This window comes from Streptomyces venezuelae, from assembly GCF_008642295.1.
Taxonomy (GTDB): Bacteria; Actinomycetota; Actinomycetes; order Streptomycetales; family Streptomycetaceae; genus Streptomyces; species Streptomyces venezuelae_C.
Genome location: NZ_CP029190.1, coordinates 3385877 through 3411345 on the forward strand (window position 1 = coordinate 3385877; position 25469 = coordinate 3411345).

The 25469-nt window shown below is 71.9% G+C and carries 26 protein-coding genes and 1 riboswitch; of the genes, 11 read left to right on the forward strand and 15 right to left on the reverse strand.

Translation table 11 applies throughout. The features are described 5' to 3' along the window. Positions 1-46 precede the first annotated feature (46 nt). Positions 47-610: a hypothetical protein gene (locus tag DEJ50_RS14750; protein ID WP_223837760.1), complete on the reverse strand. Its 564-nt coding sequence runs from the start codon at positions 608-610 to the stop codon at positions 47-49. A 120-nt stretch (positions 611-730) separates the two neighbouring features. Between DEJ50_RS14750 and DEJ50_RS14755 the strand changes: the two genes are divergently transcribed. Next, positions 731-1309 (forward strand): Uma2 family endonuclease, encoded by a 579-nt coding sequence (locus DEJ50_RS14755; RefSeq protein ID WP_150208482.1) that lies wholly within the window; start codon positions 731-733, stop codon positions 1307-1309. Here DEJ50_RS14755 and DEJ50_RS14760 read toward each other — a convergent pair. Then, positions 1299-1907 (reverse strand): phosphoribosylanthranilate isomerase, encoded by a 609-nt coding sequence (locus DEJ50_RS14760; RefSeq protein ID WP_150208483.1) that lies wholly within the window; start codon positions 1905-1907, stop codon positions 1299-1301. The two genes, DEJ50_RS14755 and DEJ50_RS14760, sit on opposite strands and share 11 nt — an antisense overlap. Before the next feature lie 113 nt (positions 1908-2020). Between DEJ50_RS14760 and DEJ50_RS14765 the strand changes: the two genes are divergently transcribed. Both DEJ50_RS14765 and DEJ50_RS14770 read left to right on the forward strand, forming a co-directional pair. Continuing rightward, complete coding sequence (locus tag DEJ50_RS14765) at positions 2021-2401, forward strand: type II toxin-antitoxin system RelE/ParE family toxin (protein ID WP_150208484.1); 381 nt, start codon at positions 2021-2023, stop codon at positions 2399-2401. Continuing rightward, on the forward strand, positions 2398-2733 hold the full coding sequence (locus DEJ50_RS14770) for a helix-turn-helix domain-containing protein (RefSeq protein ID WP_150208485.1): 336 nt from the start codon (positions 2398-2400) through the stop codon (positions 2731-2733). Before DEJ50_RS14765 ends, DEJ50_RS14770 begins: the two co-directional genes overlap by 4 nt. Positions 2734-2823: 90 nt before the next feature. Here DEJ50_RS14770 and groL read toward each other — a convergent pair whose 3' ends face one another. From groL to thrC, 4 genes are all read right to left on the reverse strand, one after another. Further along, positions 2824-4449 (reverse strand): chaperonin GroEL, encoded by a 1626-nt coding sequence (gene groL / locus DEJ50_RS14775; RefSeq protein WP_150208486.1) that lies wholly within the window; start codon positions 4447-4449, stop codon positions 2824-2826. 341 nt (positions 4450-4790) lie between these two features. Then, entirely contained in the window at positions 4791-4994 is a 204-nt protein-coding gene (locus tag DEJ50_RS14780) for a cold-shock protein (RefSeq protein WP_005315736.1), read from the reverse strand. A 446-nt stretch (positions 4995-5440) separates the two neighbouring features. Beyond that, positions 5441-5719 carry a MoaD/ThiS family protein gene (locus DEJ50_RS14785; RefSeq protein ID WP_150208487.1) on the reverse strand — a complete coding sequence of 93 codons (279 nt, stop codon included), beginning with the start codon at positions 5717-5719 and terminating at the stop codon, positions 5441-5443. A 42-nt stretch (positions 5720-5761) separates the two neighbouring features. Beyond that, entirely contained in the window at positions 5762-7036 is a 1275-nt protein-coding gene (gene thrC / locus DEJ50_RS14790; protein ID WP_150208488.1) for a threonine synthase, read from the reverse strand. Between the two features lie 17 nt (positions 7037-7053). After that, positions 7054-7204, reverse strand: a riboswitch (SAM riboswitch). 175 nt (positions 7205-7379) lie between these two features. On the opposite strand from thrC, the gene DEJ50_RS14795 reads away from it, so the two are divergent. Both DEJ50_RS14795 and DEJ50_RS14800 read left to right on the forward strand, forming a co-directional pair. Further along, the gene (locus DEJ50_RS14795) at positions 7380-8330 is read left to right on the forward strand and encodes a glucosyl-3-phosphoglycerate synthase (protein ID WP_150208489.1); all 951 of its coding nucleotides are present in this window, start codon (positions 7380-7382) and stop codon (positions 8328-8330) included. Positions 8331-8391: 61 nt separating this feature from the next. Next, positions 8392-9852, forward strand: coding sequence for a trehalose-6-phosphate synthase (locus DEJ50_RS14800; RefSeq protein ID WP_150208490.1), 1461 nt, complete (start codon positions 8392-8394; stop codon positions 9850-9852). A 42-nt stretch (positions 9853-9894) separates the two neighbouring features. Here the strand turns inward: DEJ50_RS14800 and otsB are convergent, their stop codons facing one another. The 3 genes from otsB to DEJ50_RS14815 form a co-directional block, all read right to left on the reverse strand. Beyond that, positions 9895-10740, reverse strand: a complete 846-nt coding sequence (gene otsB / locus DEJ50_RS14805) for a trehalose-phosphatase (protein WP_150208491.1) — start codon at positions 10738-10740, stop codon at positions 9895-9897. Positions 10741-10836: 96 nt separating this feature from the next. After that, positions 10837-11076, reverse strand: a complete 240-nt coding sequence (locus DEJ50_RS14810; protein WP_150208492.1) for a DUF3263 domain-containing protein — start codon at positions 11074-11076, stop codon at positions 10837-10839. A 58-nt stretch (positions 11077-11134) separates the two neighbouring features. Then, positions 11135-12421, reverse strand: coding sequence for an extracellular solute-binding protein (locus tag DEJ50_RS14815; RefSeq protein WP_223837761.1), 1287 nt, complete (start codon positions 12419-12421; stop codon positions 11135-11137). A gap of 231 nt (positions 12422-12652) precedes the next feature. Between DEJ50_RS14815 and DEJ50_RS14820 the strand changes: the two genes are divergently transcribed. The 4 genes from DEJ50_RS14820 to DEJ50_RS14835 all read left to right on the forward strand — a co-directional run bounded on the left by DEJ50_RS14820 (position 12653) and on the right by DEJ50_RS14835 (position 16221). Continuing rightward, complete coding sequence (locus tag DEJ50_RS14820; RefSeq protein ID WP_150212141.1) at positions 12653-13585, forward strand: ROK family protein; 933 nt, start codon at positions 12653-12655, stop codon at positions 13583-13585. After that, positions 13585-14736 carry an N-acetylglucosamine-6-phosphate deacetylase gene (gene nagA / locus DEJ50_RS14825; protein ID WP_150208494.1) on the forward strand — a complete coding sequence of 384 codons (1152 nt, stop codon included), beginning with the start codon at positions 13585-13587 and terminating at the stop codon, positions 14734-14736. The genes DEJ50_RS14820 and nagA overlap by 1 nt, the downstream gene beginning before the upstream one ends. 114 nt (positions 14737-14850) lie before the next feature. Beyond that, positions 14851-15759, forward strand: coding sequence for a 1-phosphofructokinase family hexose kinase (locus DEJ50_RS14830; protein WP_150208495.1), 909 nt, complete (start codon positions 14851-14853; stop codon positions 15757-15759). Positions 15760-15870: 111 nt separating this feature from the next. Next, positions 15871-16221, forward strand: a complete 351-nt coding sequence (locus DEJ50_RS14835; protein ID WP_150208496.1) for a hypothetical protein — start codon at positions 15871-15873, stop codon at positions 16219-16221. Between the two features lie 82 nt (positions 16222-16303). On the opposite strand, the gene DEJ50_RS14840 is transcribed toward DEJ50_RS14835, so the two are convergent. Both DEJ50_RS14840 and cdgB read right to left on the reverse strand, forming a co-directional pair. Further along, positions 16304-17305, reverse strand: coding sequence for a CBM35 domain-containing protein (locus tag DEJ50_RS14840; protein WP_150208497.1), 1002 nt, complete (start codon positions 17303-17305; stop codon positions 16304-16306). Between the two features lie 68 nt (positions 17306-17373). Continuing rightward, the gene (gene cdgB / locus DEJ50_RS14845; protein ID WP_150208498.1) at positions 17374-19107 is read right to left on the reverse strand and encodes a diguanylate cyclase CdgB; all 1734 of its coding nucleotides are present in this window, start codon (positions 19105-19107) and stop codon (positions 17374-17376) included. Between the two features lie 439 nt (positions 19108-19546). Here cdgB and DEJ50_RS14850 point away from each other — a divergent pair, with 439 nt between their 5' ends. Further along, positions 19547-20032, forward strand: a complete 486-nt coding sequence (locus DEJ50_RS14850) for a flavin reductase family protein (protein WP_150212142.1) — start codon at positions 19547-19549, stop codon at positions 20030-20032. Between the two features lie 21 nt (positions 20033-20053). Here DEJ50_RS14850 and DEJ50_RS14855 read toward each other — a convergent pair. Continuing rightward, positions 20054-20928 (reverse strand): IS5 family transposase gene (locus DEJ50_RS14855; RefSeq protein WP_223837762.1). Its coding sequence is split into 2 segments (ribosomal slippage): positions 20054-20541 and positions 20541-20928, totalling 876 coding nucleotides; the frame shifts between segments, so codons are not numbered across the junction. A gap of 95 nt (positions 20929-21023) precedes the next feature. Next, a complete protein-coding gene (arfB, locus tag DEJ50_RS14860; protein WP_150208499.1) occupies positions 21024-21458 on the reverse strand; it encodes an alternative ribosome rescue aminoacyl-tRNA hydrolase ArfB in 435 nt (144 codons plus the stop codon). 153 nt (positions 21459-21611) lie between these two features. Here arfB and DEJ50_RS14865 point away from each other — a divergent pair, with 153 nt between their 5' ends. Continuing rightward, positions 21612-22187 carry a TerD family protein gene (locus DEJ50_RS14865; protein WP_150208500.1) on the forward strand — a complete coding sequence of 192 codons (576 nt, stop codon included), beginning with the start codon at positions 21612-21614 and terminating at the stop codon, positions 22185-22187. Positions 22188-22311: 124 nt separating this feature from the next. Here DEJ50_RS14865 and DEJ50_RS14870 read toward each other — a convergent pair whose 3' ends face one another. After that, positions 22312-23745, reverse strand: coding sequence for a M1 family metallopeptidase (locus tag DEJ50_RS14870; protein WP_150208501.1), 1434 nt, complete (start codon positions 23743-23745; stop codon positions 22312-22314). A 34-nt stretch (positions 23746-23779) separates the two neighbouring features. After that, complete coding sequence (locus tag DEJ50_RS14875) at positions 23780-24310, reverse strand: GlcG/HbpS family heme-binding protein (protein ID WP_150208502.1); 531 nt, start codon at positions 24308-24310, stop codon at positions 23780-23782. Positions 24311-25469: the final 1159 nt, after the last annotated feature.

Below are 25469 nucleotides of genomic sequence, written 5' to 3' on the forward strand. Positions count from 1 at the left end.
GCCGGCCCCCACCCCCGTGGGCCGGCCTTCGTGCATGTGGCTGCGTTCACGGTCCGGCCGTCACCGTCCGCAGGAACCGCACCAGGTCGTCCCCGCTGTAGCCGAGCCGCGGTCCCCGCTCGGCCGCCATCAGCAGCAGCTGGCCCACGATTTCCGCACCCCAGCCGTCCGTGCCGTCCGCCGACCACTCCCACAGCTTCTCGATGCCGAGATCGGTCATCAGCAGGCCGTGCTCGGCCCGGATCTCCCGGCAGGTGTCGGCCACCGCGTCCAGCAGCCGCGCGCCGGGGCGCTCGCAGCGCAGCCCGAAGTACCCACCGAGGTCCTTGACCGTGCAACCCGCAGGCGGGCGCGCGGTGATATCGGCGTAGACGGGGTCGTCAAACCGCGGCCGGCCGGTGACCGGGCAATGGATCAGCGTGAACCGCTGCCACCCCGGCGGCGGAGGCGGCGCCGGCCGCCACGCCTCCAGACCGAACGCCTCGAACACGAGTGCCTTCGCCTCTTCCGCCGTGTCGGCCCTTCTCTCCTCCGTCCGCTCGCCGTCGTCCCCGACAGCGGTCCACAGACCGCTGTCCCCGTCCCGCCGAGTCGTGACCGTGATGCCCATGCTCCGCAGCCTGACAGCCCCACCCCGACCCCCGGCAGCCACCACCACCCGATCGGGTCATTCCTCCCCTGTTCAGCCACAGCAGGCACACGGGCACCATGGTGTCGAGGAGGCGACACCATGACCCCCAGCTCCGCCGCGCGCCCGCAGATGACCGTCGAGGAATTCGAGCAGATCGCCCGTGCGGCCCCCGAGACGGTGACCCTTGAGTTCGTCCAGGGAAAGCTGGAGGTCAAGCCGGTGCCAGACGGCGACCACGACGAGATCATCATGTGGGTCCTGCGTCAGTGCCTGCAGCAGCGCCCGGAGCTGGCCCTTTACCCGGAACGCGGCCTGAAGGTCGAGGCGTACCGCACGGGCCGGGCCCGCGTGGACGGGGCGCTCGCTCCCGTGGGTACGTTCGCCGGGCAGGGAGAGTGGGCCGATCCGGCCGGCATCCTGATGGTCGTCGAGGTGACCTCCCACGACCACGACACCGACCGCCGGGACCGCATCGACAAGCTCGGCGGCTACGCAGCCGTGGGCATTCCCGTGTACCTCCTCATCGACCGGGACGACCACAGCGTCACCGTCCACAGCGAGCCCGAGGGCGGGAGCTACCGCCTGCGCCCCACGACCCCGTACGGAACCGACGTACGCATCCCGTCGCCCGTTGGCATCACCCTGAACACCGAGGCCCTCAAGGAATTCACCGACTAGCGCCGCGGGCGGTCTCGATGAACGCCCGGATCAGGTCCGGGGACTTCACGCCCCGCGCGCTCTCCACCCCGCTGGACACGTCCACCCCCCACGCGCCGGTCACGGCCACCGCCTCCCGGACCGTGGCCGGGGTCAGGCCGCCTGCCAGCAGCCAGCGGCCCTCCGGTGCGGAGAACTCCGGGGAGCCCCAGTTCCAGGGCTTGCCGGAGCCGGGGTCGGGGGCGTCCAGGAGCAGCAGGTCCTCGCCGTACTCACCGCAGCGCTTGACGTGCTCGGCGGTGGCCCGGAGCAGGGTGCGGCCCTCCGCGCGGAGGGCCGCGAAGTCCTCGGGGCCCTCCTCACCGTGCAGCTGGACGCCCCGGACCCCGCTCTCCTCGGCGAACCGGCGCACCTCTTCGACCGACTGCCCGCGGAACACCCCCACGGTGAGCACCCCGGCCGGCACCCGCTCGGCCAGCCGGCGGGCGGTGGCGGCGTCGACGGTACGGGGGCTGCCGGGCGCGAACACGAATCCGACGGCATCGGCCCCGGCGGCCACGGCCGCGTCGACGTCGGACTCGGTCTTCAGCCCGCAGATCTTGATGAACACGTCAGTCATACGGCCAGTGAACCAGCTCGCCCTGGGTCAACAGCCAGGAGTCCGTCATCCGATGAGGCGGTGCGGCCGAATTCGCCATATTATGTCGGTGACGACATAATACGTTGCGCGCCATGGACGACGATCTGCATGTGATCGAGGTGGAACCCGAGGTCCGCATCTGGCTGGAACTGTTGCCGGGCAAGCAGTACCGCAAGGTCGAGGAGTACGCGGATCTGCTGGCCGTCCACGGAACCCGGACTCCCATGCCGTTCGCCCGGCCCCTGGGAAGCGGGGTGTACGAGCTGCGGCCCACTCTCGACGGTGTCGCGACGCGGATCACCTACTGGTTCGCGCCGGGCCGCCGGATCGTCCTGCTCACCGTCTTCCGGAAGACGCGCATGCACGAGGCGGATCAGATCGCCCGCGCGGCGGCAGCCCGTATCGTGTGCGAGATGAAGCACGGCCCGGCCCACACGGTGTACAGCCGCGGCGAGGAAGGCGACGCATCATGAATCACACGCGTTGGAAACTGGCCCGCGAGACGAAGGCCGTCGGAGATTCCGCCGAGTCCGCCGAAGCAGCCGCGGAACGCTCGGAGATCCGGCTGGCGATGGCCTTCGCCCAGGCCGTCTACGACCGGCGCAAGGCGCTGGGCCTGTCCCAGGCCCAGCTGGCCGAGCGCGCAGGCCTCACCCAGGCGAAGATCTCCCGGATCGAGGGAGCCGACGCCGTGCCGACCCTCCCGCTGCTGCGTCGCCTCGCGACCGCCCTGGACGCGGCCCTGAACATCGCGCTCGACGCCGACCACGAGGAGGTCCGCTTCGTGGCCCGCCCCGCCGCCTGAACGGCCTCGCCGAAACGCCCGAGGGCGGTATCCCCGGCTGGGGATACCGCCCTCGGCGTACAGCTTCCGGAACTGCCGATCCGCGGGGGATCAGAAGTCCATGTCACCGCCCGGCATGCCGCCCGGAGCGGCAGCAGCCTTCTCCGGCTTGTCGGCGATGACGGCCTCGGTGGTCAGGAACAGCGCCGCGATGGAGGCCGCGTTCTGCAGGGCAGAGCGGGTCACCTTCGCCGGGTCGATGATGCCCTCGGCGATGAGGTCGACGTACTCGTTGGTCGCGGCGTTCAGGCCGTGGCCGGTCGGCAGGTTGCGGACCTTCTCCGCGACGACGCCGCCCTCGAGGCCGGCGTTGATCGCGATCTGCTTCAGCGGGGCCTCCAGGGCCAGCTTCACGATCGCGGCACCGGTGGCCTCGTCGCCCGTGAGGTCGCCCTCGAGCTTCTCGAAGACCGAGGAAGCCTGGAGCAGGGCCACGCCACCGCCGGCGACGATGCCCTCCTCGACGGCCGCCTTCGCGTTGCGAACGGCGTCCTCGATGCGGTGCTTGCGCTCCTTGAGCTCGACCTCGGTCGCGGCACCGGCCTTGATGACCGCAACACCGCCGGCGAGCTTCGCCAGGCGCTCCTGCAGCTTCTCGCGGTCGTAGTCGCTGTCCGAGTTCTCGATCTCGGCGCGGATCTGGTTCACGCGACCGGCAACCTGGTCGCTGTCACCGGCACCGTCGACGATGGTGGTCTCGTCCTTGGTGATGACGACCTTGCGGGCGCGGCCGAGCAGGTCCAGGCCCGCGTTCTCGAGCTTGAGGCCGACCTCCTCGGAGATGACCGTGCCGCCGGTGAGGATGGCGATGTCGCCCAGCATGGCCTTGCGGCGGTCGCCGAAGCCCGGAGCCTTGACCGCGACGGACTTGAAGGTGCCGCGGATCTTGTTGACGACCAGGGTGGACAGGGCCTCGCCCTCGACGTCCTCGGCGATGATCAGCAGCGGCTTGCCGGACTGCATGACCTTCTCCAGCAGCGGAAGGAGGTCCTTCACGTTGCTGACCTTGGAGTTGACGATCAGGATGTACGGGTCGTCGAGCGACGCCTCCATACGCTCCATGTCGGTGGCGAAGTACGCCGAGATGTAGCCCTTGTCGAAGCGCATACCCTCGGTGAGCTCCAGCTCCAGACCGAAGGTCTGGGACTCCTCGACGGTGATGACGCCTTCCTTGCCGACCTTGTCCATGGCCTCGGCGATGAGCTCGCCGATCTGGGTGTCGGCGGCGGAGATGGAGGCCGTGGAAGCGATCTGCTCCTTGGTCTCGACATCCTTCGCCTGCTCCAGCAGGGCGCCGGAGACGGCCTCGACGGCCTTCTCGATGCCGCGCTTGAGGGCCATCGGGTTGGCGCCGGCGGCCACGTTGCGCAGGCCCTCGCGGACCAGCGCCTGGGCGAGGACGGTCGCGGTGGTCGTACCGTCACCGGCGACGTCGTCCGTCTTCTTGGCGACTTCCTTGACCAGCTCGGCGCCGATCTTCTCGTACGGGTCCTCGAGCTCGATCTCCTTGGCGATGGAAACACCATCGTTGGTGATCGTGGGCGCGCCCCACTTCTTCTCGAGGACGACGTTGCGACCCTTGGGGCCAAGGGTGACCTTGACGGCGTCGGCGAGCTGGTTCATGCCGCGCTCGAGACCGCGCCGGGCCTCCTCGTCGAACGCGATGATCTTGGCCATGTGAAGTGGTCCTCCCGGACGGGGTGGATTGCTCCGGACCGCGCTGGCGCCCGCGACGGACGGCCTGCGTGCCGCGACGGTTCCTTCCCGCCGGACACTGCGGGCCTCACCGACCCGGTCCTCGTCTATGTAGCACTCTCACCGGGAGAGTGCTAACGCCAATGATTAGCACTCGACCCCCGCGAGTGCAAGCGGCTTCGGGCAAGGACCGGACAGCGTCGCGCTGCGGCGCAGGTCAACGCGAGAGGGGCCCGCATCCCTGTCCGGAATGTGGGCCCCTCGCGTGTACGCGTGCGTACGTCTCGCGCGTACGTGTGACGTGTCGGTGGTCGACGTCCTGGTCAGACCGCGAGCTTGACCATGTCCGCCTGCGGACCCTTCTGGCCCTGCGAGATCTCGAACTCGACCCGCTGACCCTCTTCAAGGGTGCGGTATCCGTCCATCTGGATGGCGCTGTAGTGGACGAACACATCCGCACCACCGTCGACCGCGATGAAGCCGTAGCCCTTCTCCGCGTTGAACCACTTGACGGTGCCCTGAGCCATGCCTAACTCCCCTATTACTGGCCCTTGCGCAGGACCGCACTTCGCGGTCCCGGGTCAGAACTTGCGTCGGAACGCGTCGACCGCGGCTGAATGTATCTGGACCGACGCTGTCTGCAACAGGTCATTCCGACGAGAAATCTGGACATGCGAATAACGCTGAATAGCGCGAAAAGTCGCTTTATCCCAGGGCAAGTTGGACCCGACGAAGCGCACCAAAGCCCCATATCGCACACACACATTGGCCCGATGTCGACCATGGAGGAGCCCGCTCATATGCGGCGGGCAAGAACAGCGGAGGGGACTTCCCCAACCCTACCGCGCCCAACCAAGCAGAATTGCCCCCTCCGCTTTAGCGGAAGGGGCAATTCAAGGGTTGCGCGTGTCAGCTACCGACTGGTCAACTGACGGGTCAACCGGCGGGCCGGAACCAGCCGGTCAGCAGCCGGTCAGCAGCCGCCGGCGACGGCCGGGATGATCGAGACGCCGGCGCCGTCCGGGGTCGCCGTCTGCAGCCCGCCCTCGAAGCGCACGTCGTCGTCGTTGACGTAGACGTTCACGAAGCGGCGCAGCTTGCCCTGGTCGTCCAGGACGCGCGCGGCGATGCCCGGGTGGTTCTTCTCCAGGGACTCGATGACCTCGGCGAGGGTCGCGCCCTCGGCGGGCACCTCGGCCTGGCCGCCGGTGTAGGTGCGCAGGATGGTGGGGATGCGGACGTTGACGCTCATGGCGCTACTGCCTTTCCGGTGTGCAGGGGGAGGGTCGGGCCGTCAGGCCAGGCCGGCGGCGCGGAACGCGTCCAGGCTCGGCCGGATGGTGGCGGTCTGCCCGCTGTCCGCGGCCACCGCCTCCAGGGTCTTGAGGCCGTCGCCGGTGTTCAGGACCACTGTGGTCAGAGCGGGGTCGAGCTGCCCATTCTCGATGAGCTTCTTCGTCACTCCGACGGTCACGCCGCCCGCGGTCTCGGCGAAGATGCCCTCGGTCTGCGCGAGCAGCTTGATGGCGTCAACGACCTGCTCGTCGTTGACGTCCTCGACGAAGCCTCCGGTGCGGCGGGCGATGTCCAGCACGTACGGGCCGTCGGCCGGGTTGCCGATCGCCAGGGACTTGGCGATGGTGTTCGGCTTCTGCGGGCGGACCACCTCGTGGCCGGCCTTGAAGGCGGTGGACACCGGGGAGCAGCCCTCGGCCTGGGCGCCGAAGATCTTGTACGGCTTGTCCTCGACCAGACCCAGCTTGATGAGCTCCTGCAGACCCTTGTCGATCTTCGTCAGCTGCGAGCCGGAGGCGATCGGGATCACGATCTGGTCGGGCAGCTGCCAGCCGAGCTGCTCGCAGATCTCGTACGCCAGGGTCTTGGAGCCCTCGCCGTAGTACGGGCGGAGGTTGACGTTGACGAAGCCCCAGCCCTCGCCCAGCGGGTCGCCGATGAGCTCGGAGCAGAAGCGGTTGACGTCGTCGTAGTTGCCCTCGATGCCGACCAGGTCGCCGCCGTAGACACCGGCCATGACGACCTTGCCCTGCTCCAGGTCGTACGGGATGAACACGCAGGACCGGAAGCCGGAGCGGGCGGCTGCGGCGCCGACGGCGCCGGCCAGGTTGCCGGTGGAGGAGCAGGAGAGGGTGGTGAAGCCGAAGGCGCGGGCGGCCTCGACGGCGATCGCGACAACGCGGTCCTTGAAGGAGTGCGTCGGGTTGCCGGAGTCGTCCTTGACGTAGAGCTTGCCGGTGACGCCCAGCTCCTTGGCCAGGTTCGCGGCGTCCACGAGCTTGGTGAAGCCGGGGTTCAGGTTCGGCTTGGCGGCGACGTCGGCCGGGACGGGCAGCAGCGGGGCGTAGCGCCAGATGTTGTCGGGGCCGGCCTCGATGGCGGCGCGGAGGGCTTCCGGGTCGCCGGTGGGCAGCTCGTAGGCGACTTCCAGCGGACCGAAGCACTCGGCACAGGCGAAAATGGGACCGAGGTCGAAGCGGGTGCCGCACTCACGACAGGAGAGTGCGACGGCAGGTCCGAGATCGACAGAGGTGGCGACAGTCTGTGCAGCCATGGTGGCGAGGCCCTTTCTCCTCATCTTCCTCGTGGCGCACTTCGCCACGAGACGGATTTGGCACCTTCCCTAGCCGGGGGACCTCGCTGACGTGTGCAATCGCGAGAACCGACTGGAGGGTTGCCGGGGCTTCAACGGGCCGTGTCCCTCTGCCCCTCTGGATGAGCGGTATGGCTCCGGGCCGCGCGCTCTATGGCGCACCCGGGCATTTGTCGGCGAGTACCCCCGGCATGCGAGGGTCCTCGGCGTTGTTCAAGACTGTAACCGACGGAACGGGCGCATGAGACAGCTGTCCGAACCGCGAGATGGATCACATAACGGACGGATTCAGGGAGTGCCGCAGGTGCTGGAAGAGGTGGAACGCTGGCTGGGCCGGCGGTCCTGGACAGCCGACGACAGGCCGCTCGACCAGCTGATCTCCGCGAAGCGGGCGGCTGGGACGACGGTCAGTGTCGTGCTTCCGGCGCTCGACGAGGAGGCGACGGTCGGTGCGATCGTCGAGACGGTCCGGCGGGATCTGATAGAGGGGATTCCGCATCCGCTCGTTGACGAGCTCGTGGTCGTCGACTCCGGTTCCACGGACCGGACCGCCGAGGTCGCCGCCAAGGCCGGCGCCCGGGTGGTGCACCGCGACGAGATCCTGCCCCGCATCCCGGCCGTGCCCGGCAAGGGCGAGGTGCTGTGGCGCTCGCTGATGGCCACCACCGGGGACGTGGTCTGCTTCGTCGACGCCGACCTGCGCGATTTCTCGGCCGCATTCGTCTCGGGGATCGTCGGCCCGCTGCTGACCGACCCGGAGGTCCAGTTCGTCAAGGCCATGTACGACCGTCCGCTCGGGGACGCTCCCGGCCAGGGCGGCCGGGTCACCGAACTGGTCGCCCGCCCGCTGCTCAACCTGCACTGGCCCCGGCTGGCCGGTTTCGTCCAGCCGCTGGGCGGCGAGTACGCCGTACGCCGGTCCCTGCTGGAACGCCTGCCCTTCCCGGTCGGCTACGGGGTGGAGCTCGGCCTGCTGGTCGACGCCCTGCACACGGTCGGCCTGGACGCCCTGGCCCAGGTCGACGTGGGGGTGCGGCTGCACCGCCACCAGGACGGCCTGGCGCTGGGCCGGATGGCCGCCGCCATCTACCGCACCGCGCAGGTCCGGCTCTCCCGGGGCCATCTGGTCCGGCCGGTCCTCACCCAGTTCGAGCGCGGCCCGGAGGGGTTCGTCCCGCACACCTACCCGGTGGACACGGAGGAACGGCCGCCGATGGCCGAGATCGAGGAGTACGCGGTCCGGCGCGTGGCGTGAGCTCCACCGCAGCCGGAGGAACGGACGTTTGAGCCGGGGCGGGCCGGGCTAGGTTGGCCGCATGGCTTCCCAGGCTTCCCAGGTACTCGTCGCAGCGAACCGCGGCCCGCTCTCGTACACGCTGGCCGACGACGGCACACTCGGCACCCGGCGCGGCGGGGGCGGCCTGGTCTCCGGGCTCTCGGCGGCGCTCGCCGAGCAGCCGGAGGCCCTGTGGATCTGCGCGGCCCTGTCGGAGGGCGACCGCGAGGCGGTCCGGCGGGGCGTCTCCGAGCCGGGCGTACGGATGCTGGACATCGATCCGGCGGTCTACGACGACGCGTACAACGGCATCTCCAACTCGGTGCTCTGGTTCACCCACCACGGCCTGTACAACATCCCGCGCGAGCCGGTCTTCGACTCGGAGTTCCGGCGCCGCTGGGACTCCTACCGGACCTACAACCGGGCTTTCGCCGAGGCGCTGGCGGCCGAGGCCGCGGAGGGGGCGGCGGTCCTGATCCAGGACTACCACCTGTCCCTGGCCCCGGGCATGCTCCGCGACCTCCGCCCGGACCTGCGGATCGCCCACTTCACGCACACCCCGTGGGCGACGTCCGAGCACCTGGACATGCTGCCGGACGAGGTCCGGCGGGAGCTGCTGTGGGGGATGCTGGGCGCCGACCGGCTGGGCTTCCACACCTGGGGCTGGGCGCACCGCTTCATGTCGGCGGCCCATCTGGAGGACGAGCGGGGCATCGCCGAGCCGAAGATGCCCTCGGGGCCGGCCGAGCGGTACATCCAGCAGAGCCGCCGGTCCAAGGTCCGGCACCGGCGCACCGACGTGGCCGTGTACCCGCTGGGGGTGGACGCGGACGAGCTGCGCGCGCTGGCCCACCGCCCCGAGGTGGACGACCGGCTGGCCGGACTGCGCGCGGAGGTCGGCGACCGGAAGACCATCGTCCGTGTCGACCGCACGGAGCTGTCGAAGAACATCGTCCGCGGCCTGCTCGCCTACCGCGAGCTCCTCACCGCGCACCCGGAGTGGCACGGCCGGGTGGTCCACCTGGCCTCGGCCTACCCGTCCCGGCAGGACCTGGCGGTCTACCGCGACTACACGGCGACGGTCACGGCGGTGGTGGACGAGATCAACACGAAGTTCGGCACGGCGGACTGGCAGCCGGTCCTGGTCTCCGTCAAGGACGACTTCGCGCGCTCGCTGGCCGCGTACCGGCTGGCGGACGTGGCGCTGATCAACCCGGTGCAGGACGGGATGAACCTGGTGGCGAAGGAGATCCCGGTGGTGTCGGAGGCGGGGTGCGCGCTGGTGCTGTCGACGGGGGCGGGGGCGTACGACGAGCTGCGCAAGGACGCGCTGACGGTGAACCCGTACGACGTGTCGGAGACGGCCGAGGCCCTGCACGAGGCGCTGACCATGTCGGCGGCGGAACGTGCGGAACGCACCAAGCGCCTGGCGGCGGCGGCCACGGCGATGCCCCCGGCCACCTGGTTCACCACCCAGCTGACGGACCTCCGCGGCTCGTAACCCGCAGCCCGCGGGCCGCAGCGCGCGGCCCGCGGCGCCCGGTCAGGGCATGGCCCGGGCCAGGGCGGTGAGGAAGGCGGTGACCTCCGCCGGGCCGGTCAGGGTGAGGTCCGCGCGGGCCGACAGTTCCGGGACCTCTGCGGAGCCGCTGCAGACCAGGAGGCCGGGCAGCCCGTCCGCGCGGCGCTTCTCGACGGCGGCGTACGCGGCGAGGTCGCCCAGGTCGTCCCCGGCGTACAGGACGGCCTCCGCGTCCACCTCCGCCAGGTACTCGGTGAGGGCCACGCCCTTGTCCGTGCCCGGCGGGCGGAGTTCCAGGACCGCGCGGCCGGGTTCGACCACCAGGCCGTGCCGCTGGGCCAGGTCGGCGAGGGGCTCGCGGAGGGCGGCGAAGGCCGCCGAGGGGTCCTCGGTGCGGCGGGTGTGGACGGCCAGGGCGCGGCCCTTCTCCTCGATCCAGGTGCCCCGCCAGGCCCCGATCGAGTCCAGGAAGCCGGGCAGCTCGGCCCGGACGGCGGCGACGCCGGGGTGCTCGGCGGGGGCGTGGACGTTCCCGGTGACGGCGTCCCAGCGTTCGGCGCCGTAGTGGCCGAGGACCACCAGGTGCTCCAGGCCCGGCGCCCCGGCGAAGCCTCCGTAGCGGACGGCGACCCCGGCCGGCCGGCCGGTGATCACCGCGACCGAGCCGACCTTGGGGGCCAGCTCGGACAGGGCGGGCAGGGCTCCGGGGTGGGCGCGGGCCTGGTCGGGGTCGGGCACGATCTCGGCGAGCGTGCCGTCGAAGTCGAGGCCGACCACGGAACGGCGGGGCGCACGGAGCAGGGCTTCCAGCCCCTCGCGTCCGGCGGCGGTGACGGGCATCGGCAGGCTGTGCGGACGGCTCCCCATGCCCCGACCCTACCGGCGCGCCCGAGGCCCCGCCCAGGCTTCCGGAGGACCGCCGACGCCGGACCGGCGCGGTGCCGACGCCGGACCGGCGCCGGACTAGCGCCGGGCGCGGCGGGTGGCGCGGATGCGGCGCAGGCGGTTGACCGTGCCCGGGGCGTGGGCCAGGGCGCGGGGGTCGTCCATCAGGGCGTTGAGCAGCTGGTAGTAGCGGACCGGGGTGATGCCGAGGTGCTCGCGTATCGCGCGCTCCTTGGCGCCGGGCCCGGGCCAGCTGCGGGCCTCGTACGCGAGCACGGCGGCCTCGCGCTCCGAGAGTGGCTGCCCGTCGTCCGTCATACCGTCCAACATATCGCCGGGGTCCGACACCTCCGCCGGGCCCCCGGGGCGGGCCCGGTCAGCCCGCGTCGGCCGCCCGGGCCGCCGAGGCCAGCTCCTCCAGGGTCCTGGCCGGGGACGCGGGGGCGGGCTGGAGGGCGGTGCCGATGCGCTGCTTGATCTCCTCGCTCACCCCGGCCCAGGACTTCTTGTTCACCGGGTAGAGCCGCGAGTTCGGCAGGGCCTGCAGGAAGGTGCGCAGCCGCGGGTCGCTGCCGCCGGTGCCCGCCTCCATCGCCCGGTAGCCGCTGGTGGTGACCGGCAGCAGGCCGTACTTGCCGGTGAACTTGGTGACGTTCTCCGCCGCGTACAGGTGGTCGAGGAACTTGCCGGACTCCGTGCGGTGCCCGTTCTTGAAGGCCATCACCCAGTCGGCCACGCCCATGGCGGAGCGCGGTTCCCCGTCCACGGTGGGCAGCGGGACCATGCCGTACGAGACGCCCTTGGCCTCGGCCTGCTTCATCAGCGTGGGGTGGCCGTTGAGCATGCCGACCTCGCCCCGCGAGAACGCGTCGAACGCGGCCTGCCGGTTCAGCTTGGCGGGTTCGACCGGGCCGGTCAGGCCCTGTCCCTGGAGGGTGTCGCGGAGCCAGCCGACGGTCTTGACGTTGGCCGGGGAGTCCAGCGCGTACTTCTCATCGGCGTCGGTGTAGCCGCCGCCGCCCGCGAGCAGCCACATCATCGTCTCGGCCTGCGCCTCCTCGCGGCCCAGCGGGACCGCGAAGGGGGTCTGGACCCCGGCCGCCTTCAGCTTCTTCGCAGCCGCCTCCAGGTCGCCCCAGGTCTTCGGCGCCCACTGCTTGTCCTTGTCGCCGCCCTTGGCGTCGTCCATGGCGTCGTCCTTGCCGGTGATCCCGGCGTCGGCGAACAGCTTCTTGTTGTAGAAGAGCAGCCGGGTGCTGGCCACGAACGGCATGCCGTACTGGACCCGCTCGATGGTGCCGGCGTCGGCCAGCGGGGCGAGGAAGTCGGCCTCGGTGCGGACGGACAGCAGTTCGTCGGCGCTGTAGAGCTTGCCGTCGGCCGCGTAGTCGGCGTAGGCGCCGATCTGCGCGATGTCGGGGGCCTTGCCCGCGGCGACCATCTCGGCGACCTTGGCGTCCACCTCCGACCAGGACAGCACGGTCACCTCGACCTTGACCCCGGGGTTGGCGGCCTCGAAGCCCGTGGCCAGGTCCTTCCACCAGCCGGCCGAGGAGTTCTGCGGATTGTCCCCGTAGTCGGCCGCCACGACGCGGAGGGTCACCTCGTTGTCCTGTCCGAGGCCGACGGCTCCGCAGCCCGTCAGCGCGCCCGTCAGCGTCATGGTCAGACACAGCGCGGCGCCTGTTGCGGCCAGCTTTCGGTATCGGCCCTGCACAGCTCTCGTTCCACCCCTGGTTGTCCGTACGATGCCCATAAGGTCTACACCACTTTGGCTCCACCGCAGGACCCGGGGCCGGACCAAGGTCCCGAATTTGTATGGCTACTCAACAATCCCCACCAATGGACTAGACCTTTCCCCTCCCTCCACGCGAGACTGTCACCCGTGAAACCCGTGAAACACGTCATCGCCCTCGATGTGGGCGGCACCGGGATGAAGGCCGCCCTCGTCGCCGAGGACGGCTCCCTGCTCCACGAGGCGCGCCGCGCGACCGGCCGCGACCGGGGCCCCGAGGCCGTCGTCGAGTCGATCCTCGGCTTCGCCGCCGAACTGCACGCCCTGGGCGCGCAGCGGTACGGCCGGCCCGCCTCGGCCGCCGGAATCGCCGTCCCCGGCATCGTCGACGCCGACCACGGCATCGCCGTCTACGCGGCCAACCTCGGCTGGCGCGACGTCCCGCTGCGCGAGCTCGCCGGCCGCCGCCTGGGCGGCATCCCCGTCGCCCTCGGGCACGACGTGCGCACGGGCGGCCTCGCCGAAGGCCGCATCGGCGCCGGCCGCGGCGCCGACCGCTTCCTCTTCGTCCCGCTCGGCACCGGCATCGCCGGCGCCATCGGCATCGCCGGCCGCATCGAGGCCGGCGCCCACGGCTACGCCGGCGAGATCGGCCACATCGTGGTCCGCCCCGGCGGCCTCGCCTGCGGCTGCGGCCAGCACGGCTGCCTGGAGACCCTGGCCTCCGCCGCCGCCGTCAGCCGCGCCTGGGCGACCGCCTGCGGCGACCCCGGCGCGGACGCCGCCGACTGCGCCGAGGCCGTCGCCTCCGGCGACGCCCGCGCCCGGGAGGTCTGGCAGACCGCCGTCGGCGCCCTCGCCGACGGCCTCGTCACCGCCCTCACCCTGCTGGACCCCCGCACGCTGATCATCGGTGGCGGGCTCGCCGAGGCCGGGGAAACCTTGTTCACACCCCTACGGACGGCCGTCCGGGAACGCGTGACGTTCCAGCGGCTGCCCCACATCGTTCCGGCCGCCCTCGGGGACACCGCCGGATGCCTGGGCGCAGGGCTGCTCGCCTGGGATCTACTCGCCACGGAGGTACCAGCCTGATGTCCGGAAGCGCTCACAGCACCGTTCTCTCCGGCGCCAGGGTGGTGCTGCCCACCGGGACCGTCAGAGGCGGCCGGGTCATCGTCACCGGCGACCGCATCGCGGGCAGCGCACCCGAGGGCGCCGCGACCATGGACCTGTCCGGACACTGGATCGTCCCCGGCTTCGTGGACATGCACAACCACGGCGGCGGCGGGGCCTCGTTCACCTCCGGCACCCCGGAGGAGGTGCTCCGGGGCGTGGCCACCCACCGCCGGCACGGCACCACCACCCTGGTCGCCTCCACCGTCACCGGCGACCTCGACGAACTCGCCCGCCGGGCGGGCCTGCTGGCCGAACTGGTCCAGCAGGGCGACATCGCCGGCATCCACTTCGAGGGCCCGTTCATCTCCCCCTGCCGCAAGGGCGCGCACAAGGAGGACCTGCTGCGCCACCCCGACCCGGCAGAGGTCCGCAAGCTGATCGACGCCGCCCACGGGACCGCCCGGATGGTCACCCTGGCCACCGAACTCCCGGGCGGGCTGGACTCCGTACGGCTGCTCGCCGAGCACGGGGTGATCGCCGCCATCGGGCACACCGACTCCACGTACGAGCAGACCCGGCAGGCCATCGACGCGGGCGCCACCGTCGCCACCCACCTCTACAACGCGATGCCCGGCATGGAGCACCGCGCGCCCGGCCCGATCGCCGCGCTGCTGGAGGACGAGCGCATCACCGTCGAGCTGATCAACGACGGCACCCACCTGCACCCGGCCATGCTGGAGCTGGCCTTCCACCACGCGGGCGCCGGACGGGTCGCGCTGATCACCGATGCGATGGACGCCGCCGGCTTCGGCGACGGCATCTACCACCTCGGCCCGCTGGAGGTGGAGGTCAGGGACGGGGTCGCACGACTGGTCGAGGGCGGCTCGATCGCGGGCTCCACTCTGACCCTGGACACCGCCTTCAAACGGTCCGTCACCGTCGACCGGCTGCCGGTCGAATCGGTGGTCCAGGCGATCTCCGCGAACCCCGCACGGCTCCTCGGCGTCTACGACCGGGTCGGCTCGCTGGAACCGGGCAAGTACGCCGACCTGGTGGTCCTGGACGCGGACTTCGACCTCAAGGGAGTCATGCGGCACGGCGAATGGATCGTCAACCCGCTCGGCTGACCGGGCAGTCGGGAGCGGCGCGGCCCGCGGAGCCGGGAGACCGGCCGCCCCGGGGGGCTGGGCGCCGCGCCCTCCGTTTGGCATGATCCCCGGCACCGACCGACCGGGGGTGCCATGATCCTGACCGTCACGCTCAACACCGCGCTGGACGTGACGTACCACGTTCCGCGACTGCTGCCGCACGCCTCGCACCGCGTCTCCGACGTACGCGAACGCCCGGGCGGCAAAGGCGTGAACGTGGCCCGGGTGCTGGCCGCGCTGGGGCACCGGGTGACCGTCACGGGCTTCGCGGGCGGCCCGGCCGGGGAGCTGCTGCGCGGCTCCCTGGACGGCGTCCACGACGCGCTGGTGCCCTGCGCCGGGAACACCCGCCGCACGGTCGCCGTGGTCGACGCGACGACCGGGGACACCACCCAGTTCAACGAGGCCGGCCCGGTGATCTCGGCGGCCGAGTGGGCCGGCTTCCAGGACCGCTACCGGGACCTGCTCGGCACCGCCCGCGCGGTCGCGCTCTGCGGCAGCCTGCCGCCGGGCCTGCCGGTCGGCGCGTACGCCGTGCTGGTACGGGCGGCCCGCGCGGCCGGGGTCCCGGTCCTGCTGGACACCGGCGGCGAGGCCCTGCGCCGGGGCGTGGCCGCCCGCCCCGACCTGATCAAGCCGAACGCCACGGAGCTGGCCGAGCTGACCGGCTCCCGGGAGCCGCTGCCGGCCGCCCTGGCGGCCCGTCGGCGCGGCGCGCACGCGGTGGTGGCCTCCCTGGGCCCGGCCGGCCTGCTGGCCGCCACCCCGGAGGGCACCTGGCAGGCGGCCCCGCCACAGGCCCTGGCCGGCAATCCGACGGGCGCGGGGGACTCGGCGGTGGCGGGCCTGCTGTCGGCGCTGGCGGAGGGCCTGGACTGGCCGGAACGGCTGTCCAGGGCGGTGGCCCTGTCGGCGGCCACGGTCCGGGCCCCGGCGGCGGGAGAGTTCGACTCTGCCGACTATGCCGGCCTCCTGCCAGCTGTACGCATCGCGGCTATTTAGCCCAATCCCCACTTCTCTTCGGCCAAAATCGGCAGCATACGGGCTTCCGTGGCAGAGTCCGCCCCACCCCTGGAGTAGAACTGAAGTTCGATAACGAGTGGAAGATGTCCCATGAAGAACAAGCTGCGATCCGCATTGGTCGCAACCGGATTCGCTGCAGCGGCAGTCCTGGGGACGGCAGGCTCCAGCAGCGCCGCCGACGAGGAGGCCGGCGTCTGGATGAACGGCAATCACCCTTTCAACATCCGCGCCTCCGCCAGCACAAGTGGGGCGAAGATTGCCACGATCAACAACCCCAGCACCAGGGTCGCTTGCACGGCAACGCCCTGCATTCGGAACAACGACGGCGGTTCCTACAGCTGCTGGAGTGGCGGGCCGTCTGGCAACGACTGGGTGAAGGTCACATACGGCGGCCGTATCGGCTGGGTGGCCATCTACTGCGTTGAGGCGGGCCGCATCTGACGGTCCGTCATCGACGGGCTGTGACCGACGGGCTGTTCGCCGCCCGCACTGGGGCGGCGAACAGCTCAACCCGCCACAGGGGTCAACGGCTGGAAAGCGAGAACTGGTCGATGACCGCGTCGCACTGATTGCCGGCCTCGCAGGAGATCTTGATGGTGTTCGTCCCCTGCTTGAGGTTGACGTACGAGTAGGTGTTGGTCCAGCCCTTGGCCCAGTCACCCTCGGCGGCCTTGGAAAAGTTCTTCATGTTGATCGCGCGGCCCTGCGCGGCCCCGTTGATCGTCAGGGTCGCGTTGGCGTCCTTGCCGGGCACGCCGTAGATCACCCGGAACGTGTACTCACCCGACTTGGGCACGTCGACCGTCCAAGTCACGGACGCGCCGACCTGGTTGAAGTTGCCGACATACTGTCCGCCCTCGGACTTCGCGCCGGGCACCGTGCTCTGCAGCTGGGCACCGCCCGCGATGGCCATGCCCGGGCCGCCCGCGTCGCCCTTGGGGAGGGCCGCGGCCGAGGACTTCGAGGTGCTCGGTTCCGGGCTGGGCGAGTTCTGCGGGCCCGGCGACTGGTTCTGGCTGGTGCCGCCGGACTGGTTGGCGGTCTCGTCCTTCTTGTCGTCGCCGTCCTTGCCGAAGGTCACGGCCGCGCCGATACCGATCGCCACCGCGGCGACCACGGCAACGGCCGCGATCAGCAGGCCGCGGCGGGACGAACCGCCACCGCCGCCGTGACCGCCGTGCGAGGGGCCCGGCTGGGTGTACTGCGGGGGCGGTGCCTGCGGGGGCACGCCGTACCCTCCGGCCTGGATCGCCTCCGGGGCGGCGTAGTGCGGCTGGGCCTGGGCCTGGGACTGCGGCGGGACGGCTCCGCGCTGCCCGCCGTACGTCCGCTCACCGACGGTACGCACCTGGTTGTACGAGGTCCGCGGTACGCCGGGCTGGACGCCGGGCTGACCACCGACCGTCGGGCCGGGATAGCCGTATCCACCGCCCGGCGGGGGCGGGGTGGCTCCGGCAGCCTGGCCGTCCGCGTAGAGGTAGCCGAACGGATCGTCGTCCTCGGGCTTGTTCGCGGGCGTGGTCATCGCAGGTCACTCCTTTCGACCCACGGGAGCCTACCCCGAACACGTGCACCCACGGGCTGCGGATCGCGTCAGCCGGCCCGGCGGTGCGCCTTGGACCGGCTTCTTTTCTCGATGTACATCCGCTGGTCGGCGGAGCGCAACACTTCTTCGGCGGACATGCCGCAGCTGGCCCATCCGATGCCGAAACTGGCCCCCACCCGCACCGCACGGCCGTCCACCCGGATCGGCGGAATGATCGCGTTGCGCAGCCGGACGGCAAGATCGGCGGCATCGGCGGCACCCAGTCCGTCGGCGAGGACGACGAATTCGTCACCACCCAGCCGGGCGACCGTGTCACCGTCCCTGACGCCCGTCGTCAGCCTCCGGGCGACCTCGATGAGCACCGCGTCACCGGTGTGGTGCCCGAACCGGTCGTTGATCGACTTGAAGCCGTCCAGATCGCAGAAGAGCACCGCGAGGCCCTTGGTGCCGTCGTCGAGGTCCCCGGCGGGGGCCACGGTGTGCACATGGTGGTCGTACGGGCCGCCGCCCGCCGCCGGCGAGCCCGCGGCCCCGGGCGCCCCCGGCGTGCCCGCGCCCGCCCCGGCGTACTCGAAGGGGTCGGCGTAGCCGTCCGGCCTAAAGCCGTGCTCACCGGAGCCGGCCGGCACGGCGTGCTCACTGGGACGGCCGCGCTCCTCGAAGGCCGCGTCCAGCGCCTCCACCGCGGTGGCCAGCACCGACTGCGGACGGCGGCACAGCCGGGCACCGAGCCGGGCGCGCAGCTCGGCGCTGTTGGGCAGGCCGGTCAGCGAGTCGTGGCTGGCCCGGTGGGCGAGCTGGAGCTCATGCCGCTTGCGTTCCTCGATGTCCTCGACGTGGGTGAGCAGGAACCGCGGGCCGTCGGCGGCATCGGCGACCACCGAGTTGCGCAGCGAGACCCATACATAGGTGCCGTCGCGGCGGCCGAGCCGGAGCTCGGCCCGGCCGCCCTCGGCCGAGGTCCGCAGCAGGGTGCCGATGTCCTCGGGGTGGACCAGGTCGGAGAAGGAGTAGCGGCGCAGCACGGAGGCCGGCCGGCCGAGCAGCCGGCACAGCGCGTCGTTGGTCCGCAGCAGCCGGCCGTGCTGGTCCCCGCCCATCTCGGCGATGGCCATACCGCTGGGCGCGTACTCGAAGGCCTGCCGGAAGGACTCCTCGCTGGCCCGGAGCGCCTGCTGCTCGCGCTCCAGCCGGACCAGGGCCCGCTGCATGTTCGCGCGCAGCCGGGCGTTGCTGATCGCAATGGCGGCCTGGAACGCGTACATCTGGAGCGCCTCGCGGCCCCAGGCGCCGGGACGGCGTCCGTTGCGCGGCCTGTCCACCGAAATGACCCCGAGCAGCTCGCCGCCGGAGGCGTACATCGGCGCGTACAGCCGGTCCTCGGGGTGCCACTCGTCCTTGAAGCGGGGCTCGGGGCCGTCGGTGTGCCACTGGGGCACGTCGTCCTCCAGCAGGACCCAGCCCTCGGTGTGCGGGATGAAGCGCAGGCCGTCCCAGGATTCACCCATGGAGAGGCGGCGTTCCCAGGAGCCGCGGGAGCCGACCCGGCCGGTGATCAGGGCTTCGGCGGCGGGGTCGCCGGCGAAGGCGGCGACGACGAGATCCCCGTCGGGGCGGACGAGGTTGACACAGGCGAGTTCATAGCCGAGGCCCACGACGATGCCGTCCACGACGGTCTGCAGAGTGTCCGCCAGGCTCCGGGCCGTGTTGAGTTCGGCCACCACCTGGTGCAGCTGCCGCAGGGTCGCAAGACGGACGTACGGCTCCGACTCGGTCTCCATTGCTCGCTCTCCCCGAGACCTCGACAGCAACTCCAGGTTTGTCATCGGCGTTTCGTTGCGGTGTCCCGTCCACTGAATCACAGTGAGCTGTGCGGCAGGTACACAGGGTCAACAAATCTTGCCCTCTGTGACTCAAGTCACACGATATGGAAATACGGGTTTCGCGGGGTCGGAGGTGCGCCGCCGCATTCCCGGAAGCGAACGATGGGTCGCGGGTCCTAGGCCGGGATACCGAGGCCGCGGGAGCCGGGTTCGGACCGGGGTCCGATGCGGGGCACGGAAGCGTGAGACTAGCGTTCCCGACGTGTTGAAGACGATCCCCCGTACCGACCCGACGGCCGAACCGGCCGAACCGACCCTGCCGGCCGAACCGGCTCAGCCGGCCGATCCGCCGACCCCTCATGCTGAGGGGGTGAGCAACGAGGACTTCCGGGCCGCCATGTCCCGGCTGGCCGCGGGCGTGGTGCTGGTGACCGCGCACGAGCCGCCGCTGACCGAGGACGGCCCGCGCGGTGAGGACGTCGGCATGACGGCCACCGCCTTCATGTCCGTTTCGCTGGACCCGCCGCTGGTGCTGGTGAGTCTGCGGGAGGGCTCCCGGATGGACGACCTGCTGGCCGAACAGCCGGTGTGGGCGGTGTCGGTGCTGGCCGAGGGCCAGCGCCAGGTGGCCGGGCGGTTCTCGATGAAGGGCCGGATCAGCGACCGGCTGCTCTTCGACGACCTGCCGTGGTCGCGGGGCGAGGTCTCGGGGGCACCGCTGCTGGACGGCGCGCTGGCCACGCTGGAATGCCGTACGGAGTTCCGTACCGAGGCCGGGGACCACACCCTGGTGGTGGGGCGGGTGCTCAGCGCCTCCGTGCCGGTGTCGGACGGCCGCCCGCTCACCTATTTCAAGGGCGGCTACCGCCACCTGAGCGCCTAGGGCCTGTTGTGAAAGTGCTGGTCACAGCCACTCGTTGATGGCTGCGACCAGCACGGTCGCTTCGTAGCGAACGGCGAGTTTGTCGTACCTGGTGGCGACGGCGCGGTGGCGCTTGAGGCGGTTGATCCCGCACTCGACCGCGTGCCGCTGCTTGTAGTCGTCCTTGTCGAACGTCGGCGGCCGCCCGCCGCGGGAACCGCGCTTGAGGCGGTTGCGGACCCGGTCCGCGGGCACGGGGATGGTGGCCTTGATTCCGCGTCTGCGCAGGTAGGAGCGGTTGCTCCGGGAGTCGTACGCCTTGTCGGCCCGCACACGGTCCGGCCGCTTGCGCGGCCTTCCGAGCCCGACCCGGGGCACCCGTATTGCCTCCAGGACCGGCTCGAACTGCGGAGAGTCGCCCCGCTGCCCGGCGGTGATCACCACCGACAAGGGCTTCTGCCCTTGCTCGACGGCAAGGTGGATTTTGGTGGTCAGGCCGCCTCGGGACCGTCCGAGGCCGTGGTCGGCCGGCTCGACGAAGACGCCGCCAGGCGGCTCTTTCTGGAGATCCCCTTTTTCGCCGCTCCGGCGGCGTGCTGGTGGGCCCGGCAGACGGTGGAGTCGACGTTGACCTCCCAGGTGATCAGGCCCTTGGCGTCCGCCTCGGCCTGCAGCTGGGTGAGGATCTGGGCCCAGGTTCCGTCGCGCTGCCAGCGCCGGAACAGGTCGTAGACCCGGTCCCACGGCCCGTAGCGTTCCGGCACATCACGCCACGGGGCACCGGTCCGGGTCCGCCACCGTATGCCGTCTATCAGCTGTCGCCGCGTCCACACCTGCGGCCGGCCCGGCTTGATGCCCCGCGGCAGCAGCGGCTCAAGCCGGGCCCACTGGCCATTCGTCAGATCCCCACGTCCCACAGGACGTGATCATCAACGAACAAGATCCACTTTCGCAACAGACCCTAGCAGCCGGAGGGCGTCCGGCGGATGAGTGCCGGGCCGCCGGGGTCAGGTCACCAGTCGCGGCCGGAGCGGCCCCGCTTCGTCTCCGCGCGGGCCTTCTTCTCGCGCAGCCGGCGCTCGTTGATCCCCCGGGGGATCTTCGTCGCGCGGCGCGGCTTCGGCGGCGGGGCGGTGGCCTCCGCCAGCAGCGAGGCCAGCCGCACCAGGGCCATCTCGCGGTTGCGCCACTGCGAGCGGTGCTCGGACGCCCGGACCGTGATCACCCCGCTCACGAGCCGGGAGCCCAGCCGCTCCAGCGCCCGCGCCTTCCACACCTCCGGCAGCGCCGAGGTGGCGGCGAGGTCGAAGCTCAGCTCCGCCTTCGAATCGGAGGTGTTGACGTGCTGGCCGCCGGGCCCCGAGGAACGCGAGAAGCGCCACGTGAGCTCGGCCTCGGGCAGCACGACCGAACCGCGGATGACATAGGGACCAGGCATGCCCCCCATAGTCCCGCCCCGCCGCGCGCTCCGTCACCTTCATTTCGCACATCCGCACGCGGGACGGAACCTTCGTGCCCCCTCCCCGCGTTATGACAGTCAGCGATAGCGTGACCACACGGTCTTGACCAGATGGTCTTGGTTCGAGGAAAGGGACATCCGATGGCGGTAAGCCTGTCCAAGGGCGGCAACGTCTCGCTCACGAAGGAGGCGCCCGGCCTCAGCGCGGTCACGGTCGGTCTCGGCTGGGACGTCCGGACGACGACCGGGGTCGACTTCGACCTGGATGCGTCGGCCATCGCGGTGAACGCGACGGGCAAGGTCGTCTCCGACAGCCACTTCGTCTTCTTCAACAACAAGTCCACCCCGGACCAGACCATCGTCCACACCGGTGACAACCGGACCGGCGAGGGCGCCGGGGACGACGAGGCGATCAACGTCAACCTGGCGGGCCTGCCCGCCGACGTCGACAAGATCGTCTTCCCGGTGTCCATCTACGACGCCGACTCCCGCAGCCAGAACTTCGGCCAGGTCCGCAACGCGTACATCCGCGTGCTCAACCAGGCCGGCGGCGGCGAGATCGCCCGCTACGACCTCTCCGAGGACGCGGCGACCGAGACGGCCATGGTCTTCGGCGAGCTCTACCGCAGCGGCGCGGAGTGGAAGTTCCGCGCGGTCGGCCAGGGGTACGCCTCCGGCCTGACCGGCATCGCGCAGGACTTCGGCGTCAACGTCTGAGTCCCCCGCGGCAGTGGTCCGCGCGCCCCGGGCGTGCGGACCACTGCACCACGGACCGAAGGCCCCTCCCAGCCGTCCGGGGAGGGGCCTTCGCCGGACTCCGGCCAGGGCTGGCGGCCACCGCTCAGGTGGACGGCCGCTCCTTGCCGTGCAGCCACGTCTTCCACACCTCGTCGAGGTCGCGGCCGGTCTTCTGCTCGGCGTACGCGGTGAAATCGGCGGTGCTCACGTTCCCGTGCCGGTGATCGGCGGCCCAGCCGCGGACCAGGTCGAAGAACGCCTTGTCCCCCACCTCCTGCCGGATCCGGTGCAGCACCATCGCACCCCGGTAGTACACGGGAGCCCCCGAAATGTGCTCGGGGCCGGGCGGGGAGGCCGGCGGGAACGCCCACCACTCGGAGTCGGCGGCCGGATCGACCTCCGTGTCCCCCTCCTCGAAGGCGGTGAACCGTTCCTCGGCGGTGGGACCGCCGTGGTCCTCGGACCACAGCCACTCGGCGTAGGTCGCGAAGCCCTCGTTGAGCCACATGTCCCTCCAGGACTTCGGCGACACCGAGTTGCCGAACCACTGGTGGGCCAGCTCGTGGACGACCAGGTCCACGGTCGGCGCCCCCGGGTAGACCGGGCGGGTCTGGGTCTCCAGGGCGTACCCGAGCGCGCCCTCGTCCTCGACGATCGCGCCCGCCGCCGAGAACGGGTACGGCCCGAACCGTCCGCTGCCCCAGTCCACGATCTCCGGGATCCGGCCGAGCGCCTCCGCGCTCTTCGCCTCCAGCTCCGGTACCACCGCGTTGTAGACCGGGATTCCGGCGGAGGTGGTGGCGGTGGAGATCCGGTACTTCCCGACGGCCGCGGTGGCCAGATAACTCGCCATCGGCTCGACGGACCGCCACCGAAACACGCTGTCGCCGCTCTGGTCGCCGTGCTGCTCGGCCCGCGAGACCAACTGCCCGTTGGAAACCGCCTCGTACCCCTTCGGGACCCGGAGCGAGATGTCGTAGGCGGCCTTGTCGGCGGGGTGGTGGTTGCCGGGGAACCAGGCCATCGAGCCGGTCGGCTCGCCGACCCCGACGGCCCCGCCGCCCTCCGTCCGGATCCAGCCCTCCTCGGACCCGTCGGGGTCCGTGACGACCTTGGGCTTCCCGGAGTACCGCACCACCGTACGGAACTCCTGGCCCTTCTCCAGGTCCTCGGCCGGGCGGATCGTCAGCTCCTGCCCGGTCCGGTTGAACCGGGCGCCCTCGCCCTGCACGTCCACGCTCTCGACGTCGAGCCCGGTGAGGTCGAGGTTGAAGGAGCTCAGCCCCTGGAGCGCCCGGGCGGTGATCACGGCGGTGCCGTGCAGCTCGCCGCTGTCGGGCCGGTAGGCGAGGTCCAGGTCGTAGTGCCGGACGTCGTACCCGCCGTTGCCGGCCTTGGGGAAGAACGGGTCGCGCAGCCCGGACGCACCGGGCCGCCCCTGCACCGTGCCGCCCGTACACGCCGTGGTGAGGGCGAGCAGGGCGGCGACGGAGGGGGCGGCGAACCGGAAGAGCGGGCGGTGCGGGCGGTGATCCACACGCCCGATCGTAGGCCCTGCGGGCCTGGGGGCGTCAGTTGCCGAGGGCCTCGACGCCGGCCTTGGCGTACTTCTCGTCCAGGTCACCGCTGGGGGCGCCGGCCACACCGATGCCGGCGACCGGGGCGCCCTTGGCCTGGACCGGGGTACCGCCGCCGAGGAAGAGGGTGCCGGGGATGTCCTTCAGGTTCGGGGCCTGGGCGAGGCGGCCGGCGAGCACGGAGGTCGGGGCGTTCCAGGAGACGGCGGTGTACGCCTTGCGCTGGGCCGACTCGTAGGACTGCGGGCCGGCGCCGTCGCCGCGCAGGGTGACGATGGTGTTGCCGTTGCGGTCGACGACGGCGACCGTCACCCGCTGGTTCTCCTTCTCGGCGGCGTTCAGCGCGGCCTGGGCGGCGCGGGTCGCGGCGTCGATGGTGAGGTGGGTGGTGGTGGTGAAGTTCCGCTCGCCGTCCTTCTTGGCGGCGGCGGACGGCGCGGCGTTGGCGGTGACGGCACCGAAGGTTCCGGCGCCGAGGGCGACGACAAGGGCGGTACCGGTGAGGACGCGGGTACGGGTGTTCATGCTGCTGCTCCCTGGCTGGGTGAGGACTCCGTCTGCTGCACCTCAAATCCTGGTGCCGCGCCCGGCCCCGACCCGTCCCCGGAAGGGCTCGCCCTCCGCGGCGAACCGGCTGACGGCGATGTCATCCAATCGGCCGATGCGCCCCCGCTACCGCGGCAAGTTACCTGGTCCCGGACCCGTCCCGGCCCTGCCCGGGCCAGGCCCGGACCGCCCGGGCCTACCCGGGCCTAACCGGACCGCCCGGACCTGCCGGGGCCGGCCCGGCATCCGGCGGGGTCCGGGGCCCAACGCCCGGCGGGGCCTGGCTGGGCCCGGGCCAACCCGGGCCTGCCCAGACTCGGCCGGACCCGCCCGGCTCTGCCGGGACCTGCCCGGGCCCGGGCCGGCACCAGACGGGGCCCGAGGCCCGGTGGGGCCGACGGGGCCTGGGGCGAAGCCCAGGGCCCCGGGCGCGGCCCGGCATCCGGCGGGGCCGGGCCGCAGCTCCGCGGACCCCGGCCCGACGGGTCCGGGGCGAAGCCCCGCGGGTCGTCACCGGTCCCGGGCCCAGCCCGGCAGGACCGGGAGCGAAGCCCGGCTTCCGGGTGCAGCCCGGCACCCAGCGGGGCCTGGGGCGCAGGGCCCAGGCCCGGGACGCAGCTCTCCGGGCCCCGGCCCGGCGGGGGCCCGGGGCGAAGCCCCGCGGTCCTCACGGGTTCCGGGTGCAGCCCGGCACCCGGAGGGTCGCGGGCGGGGTCCGGGGCGAAGCCCCGCGGACCGGTCCGGGCGCAGCCCGGCATCCGGCCGGACCTGGGGCCGAGCCCCGCAGGGCCCGGGCCCAGCCCGGCACCGGGCGGGGTCCGGGGCGCATTCCGCGGGGCCTCGCGGAACCCGGGCCCAGCCCGGCAGGGCCGCGGGCGAAGCCCGGGTTCCGGGTGCAGCCCGGCAGGGCCGGGGGCGAAGCCCGGGTTCCGGGTGCAGCCCGGCAGGGCCGCGGGCGAAGCCCGGGTTCCGGGTGCAGCCCGGCACCCGGCGGGGTCACGGGCGAAGCCCCGCGGACTCACCGGTCCGGGCGCAGCCCGGCATCCGGCCGGGCCTGGGGCCAGGGCCTGGGCTCGGCCCGGTACCCGGCAGGGGCCGGGCCTGGGCCCAGGGGGCCGGGCAAGGGCGGGGCCGGGTT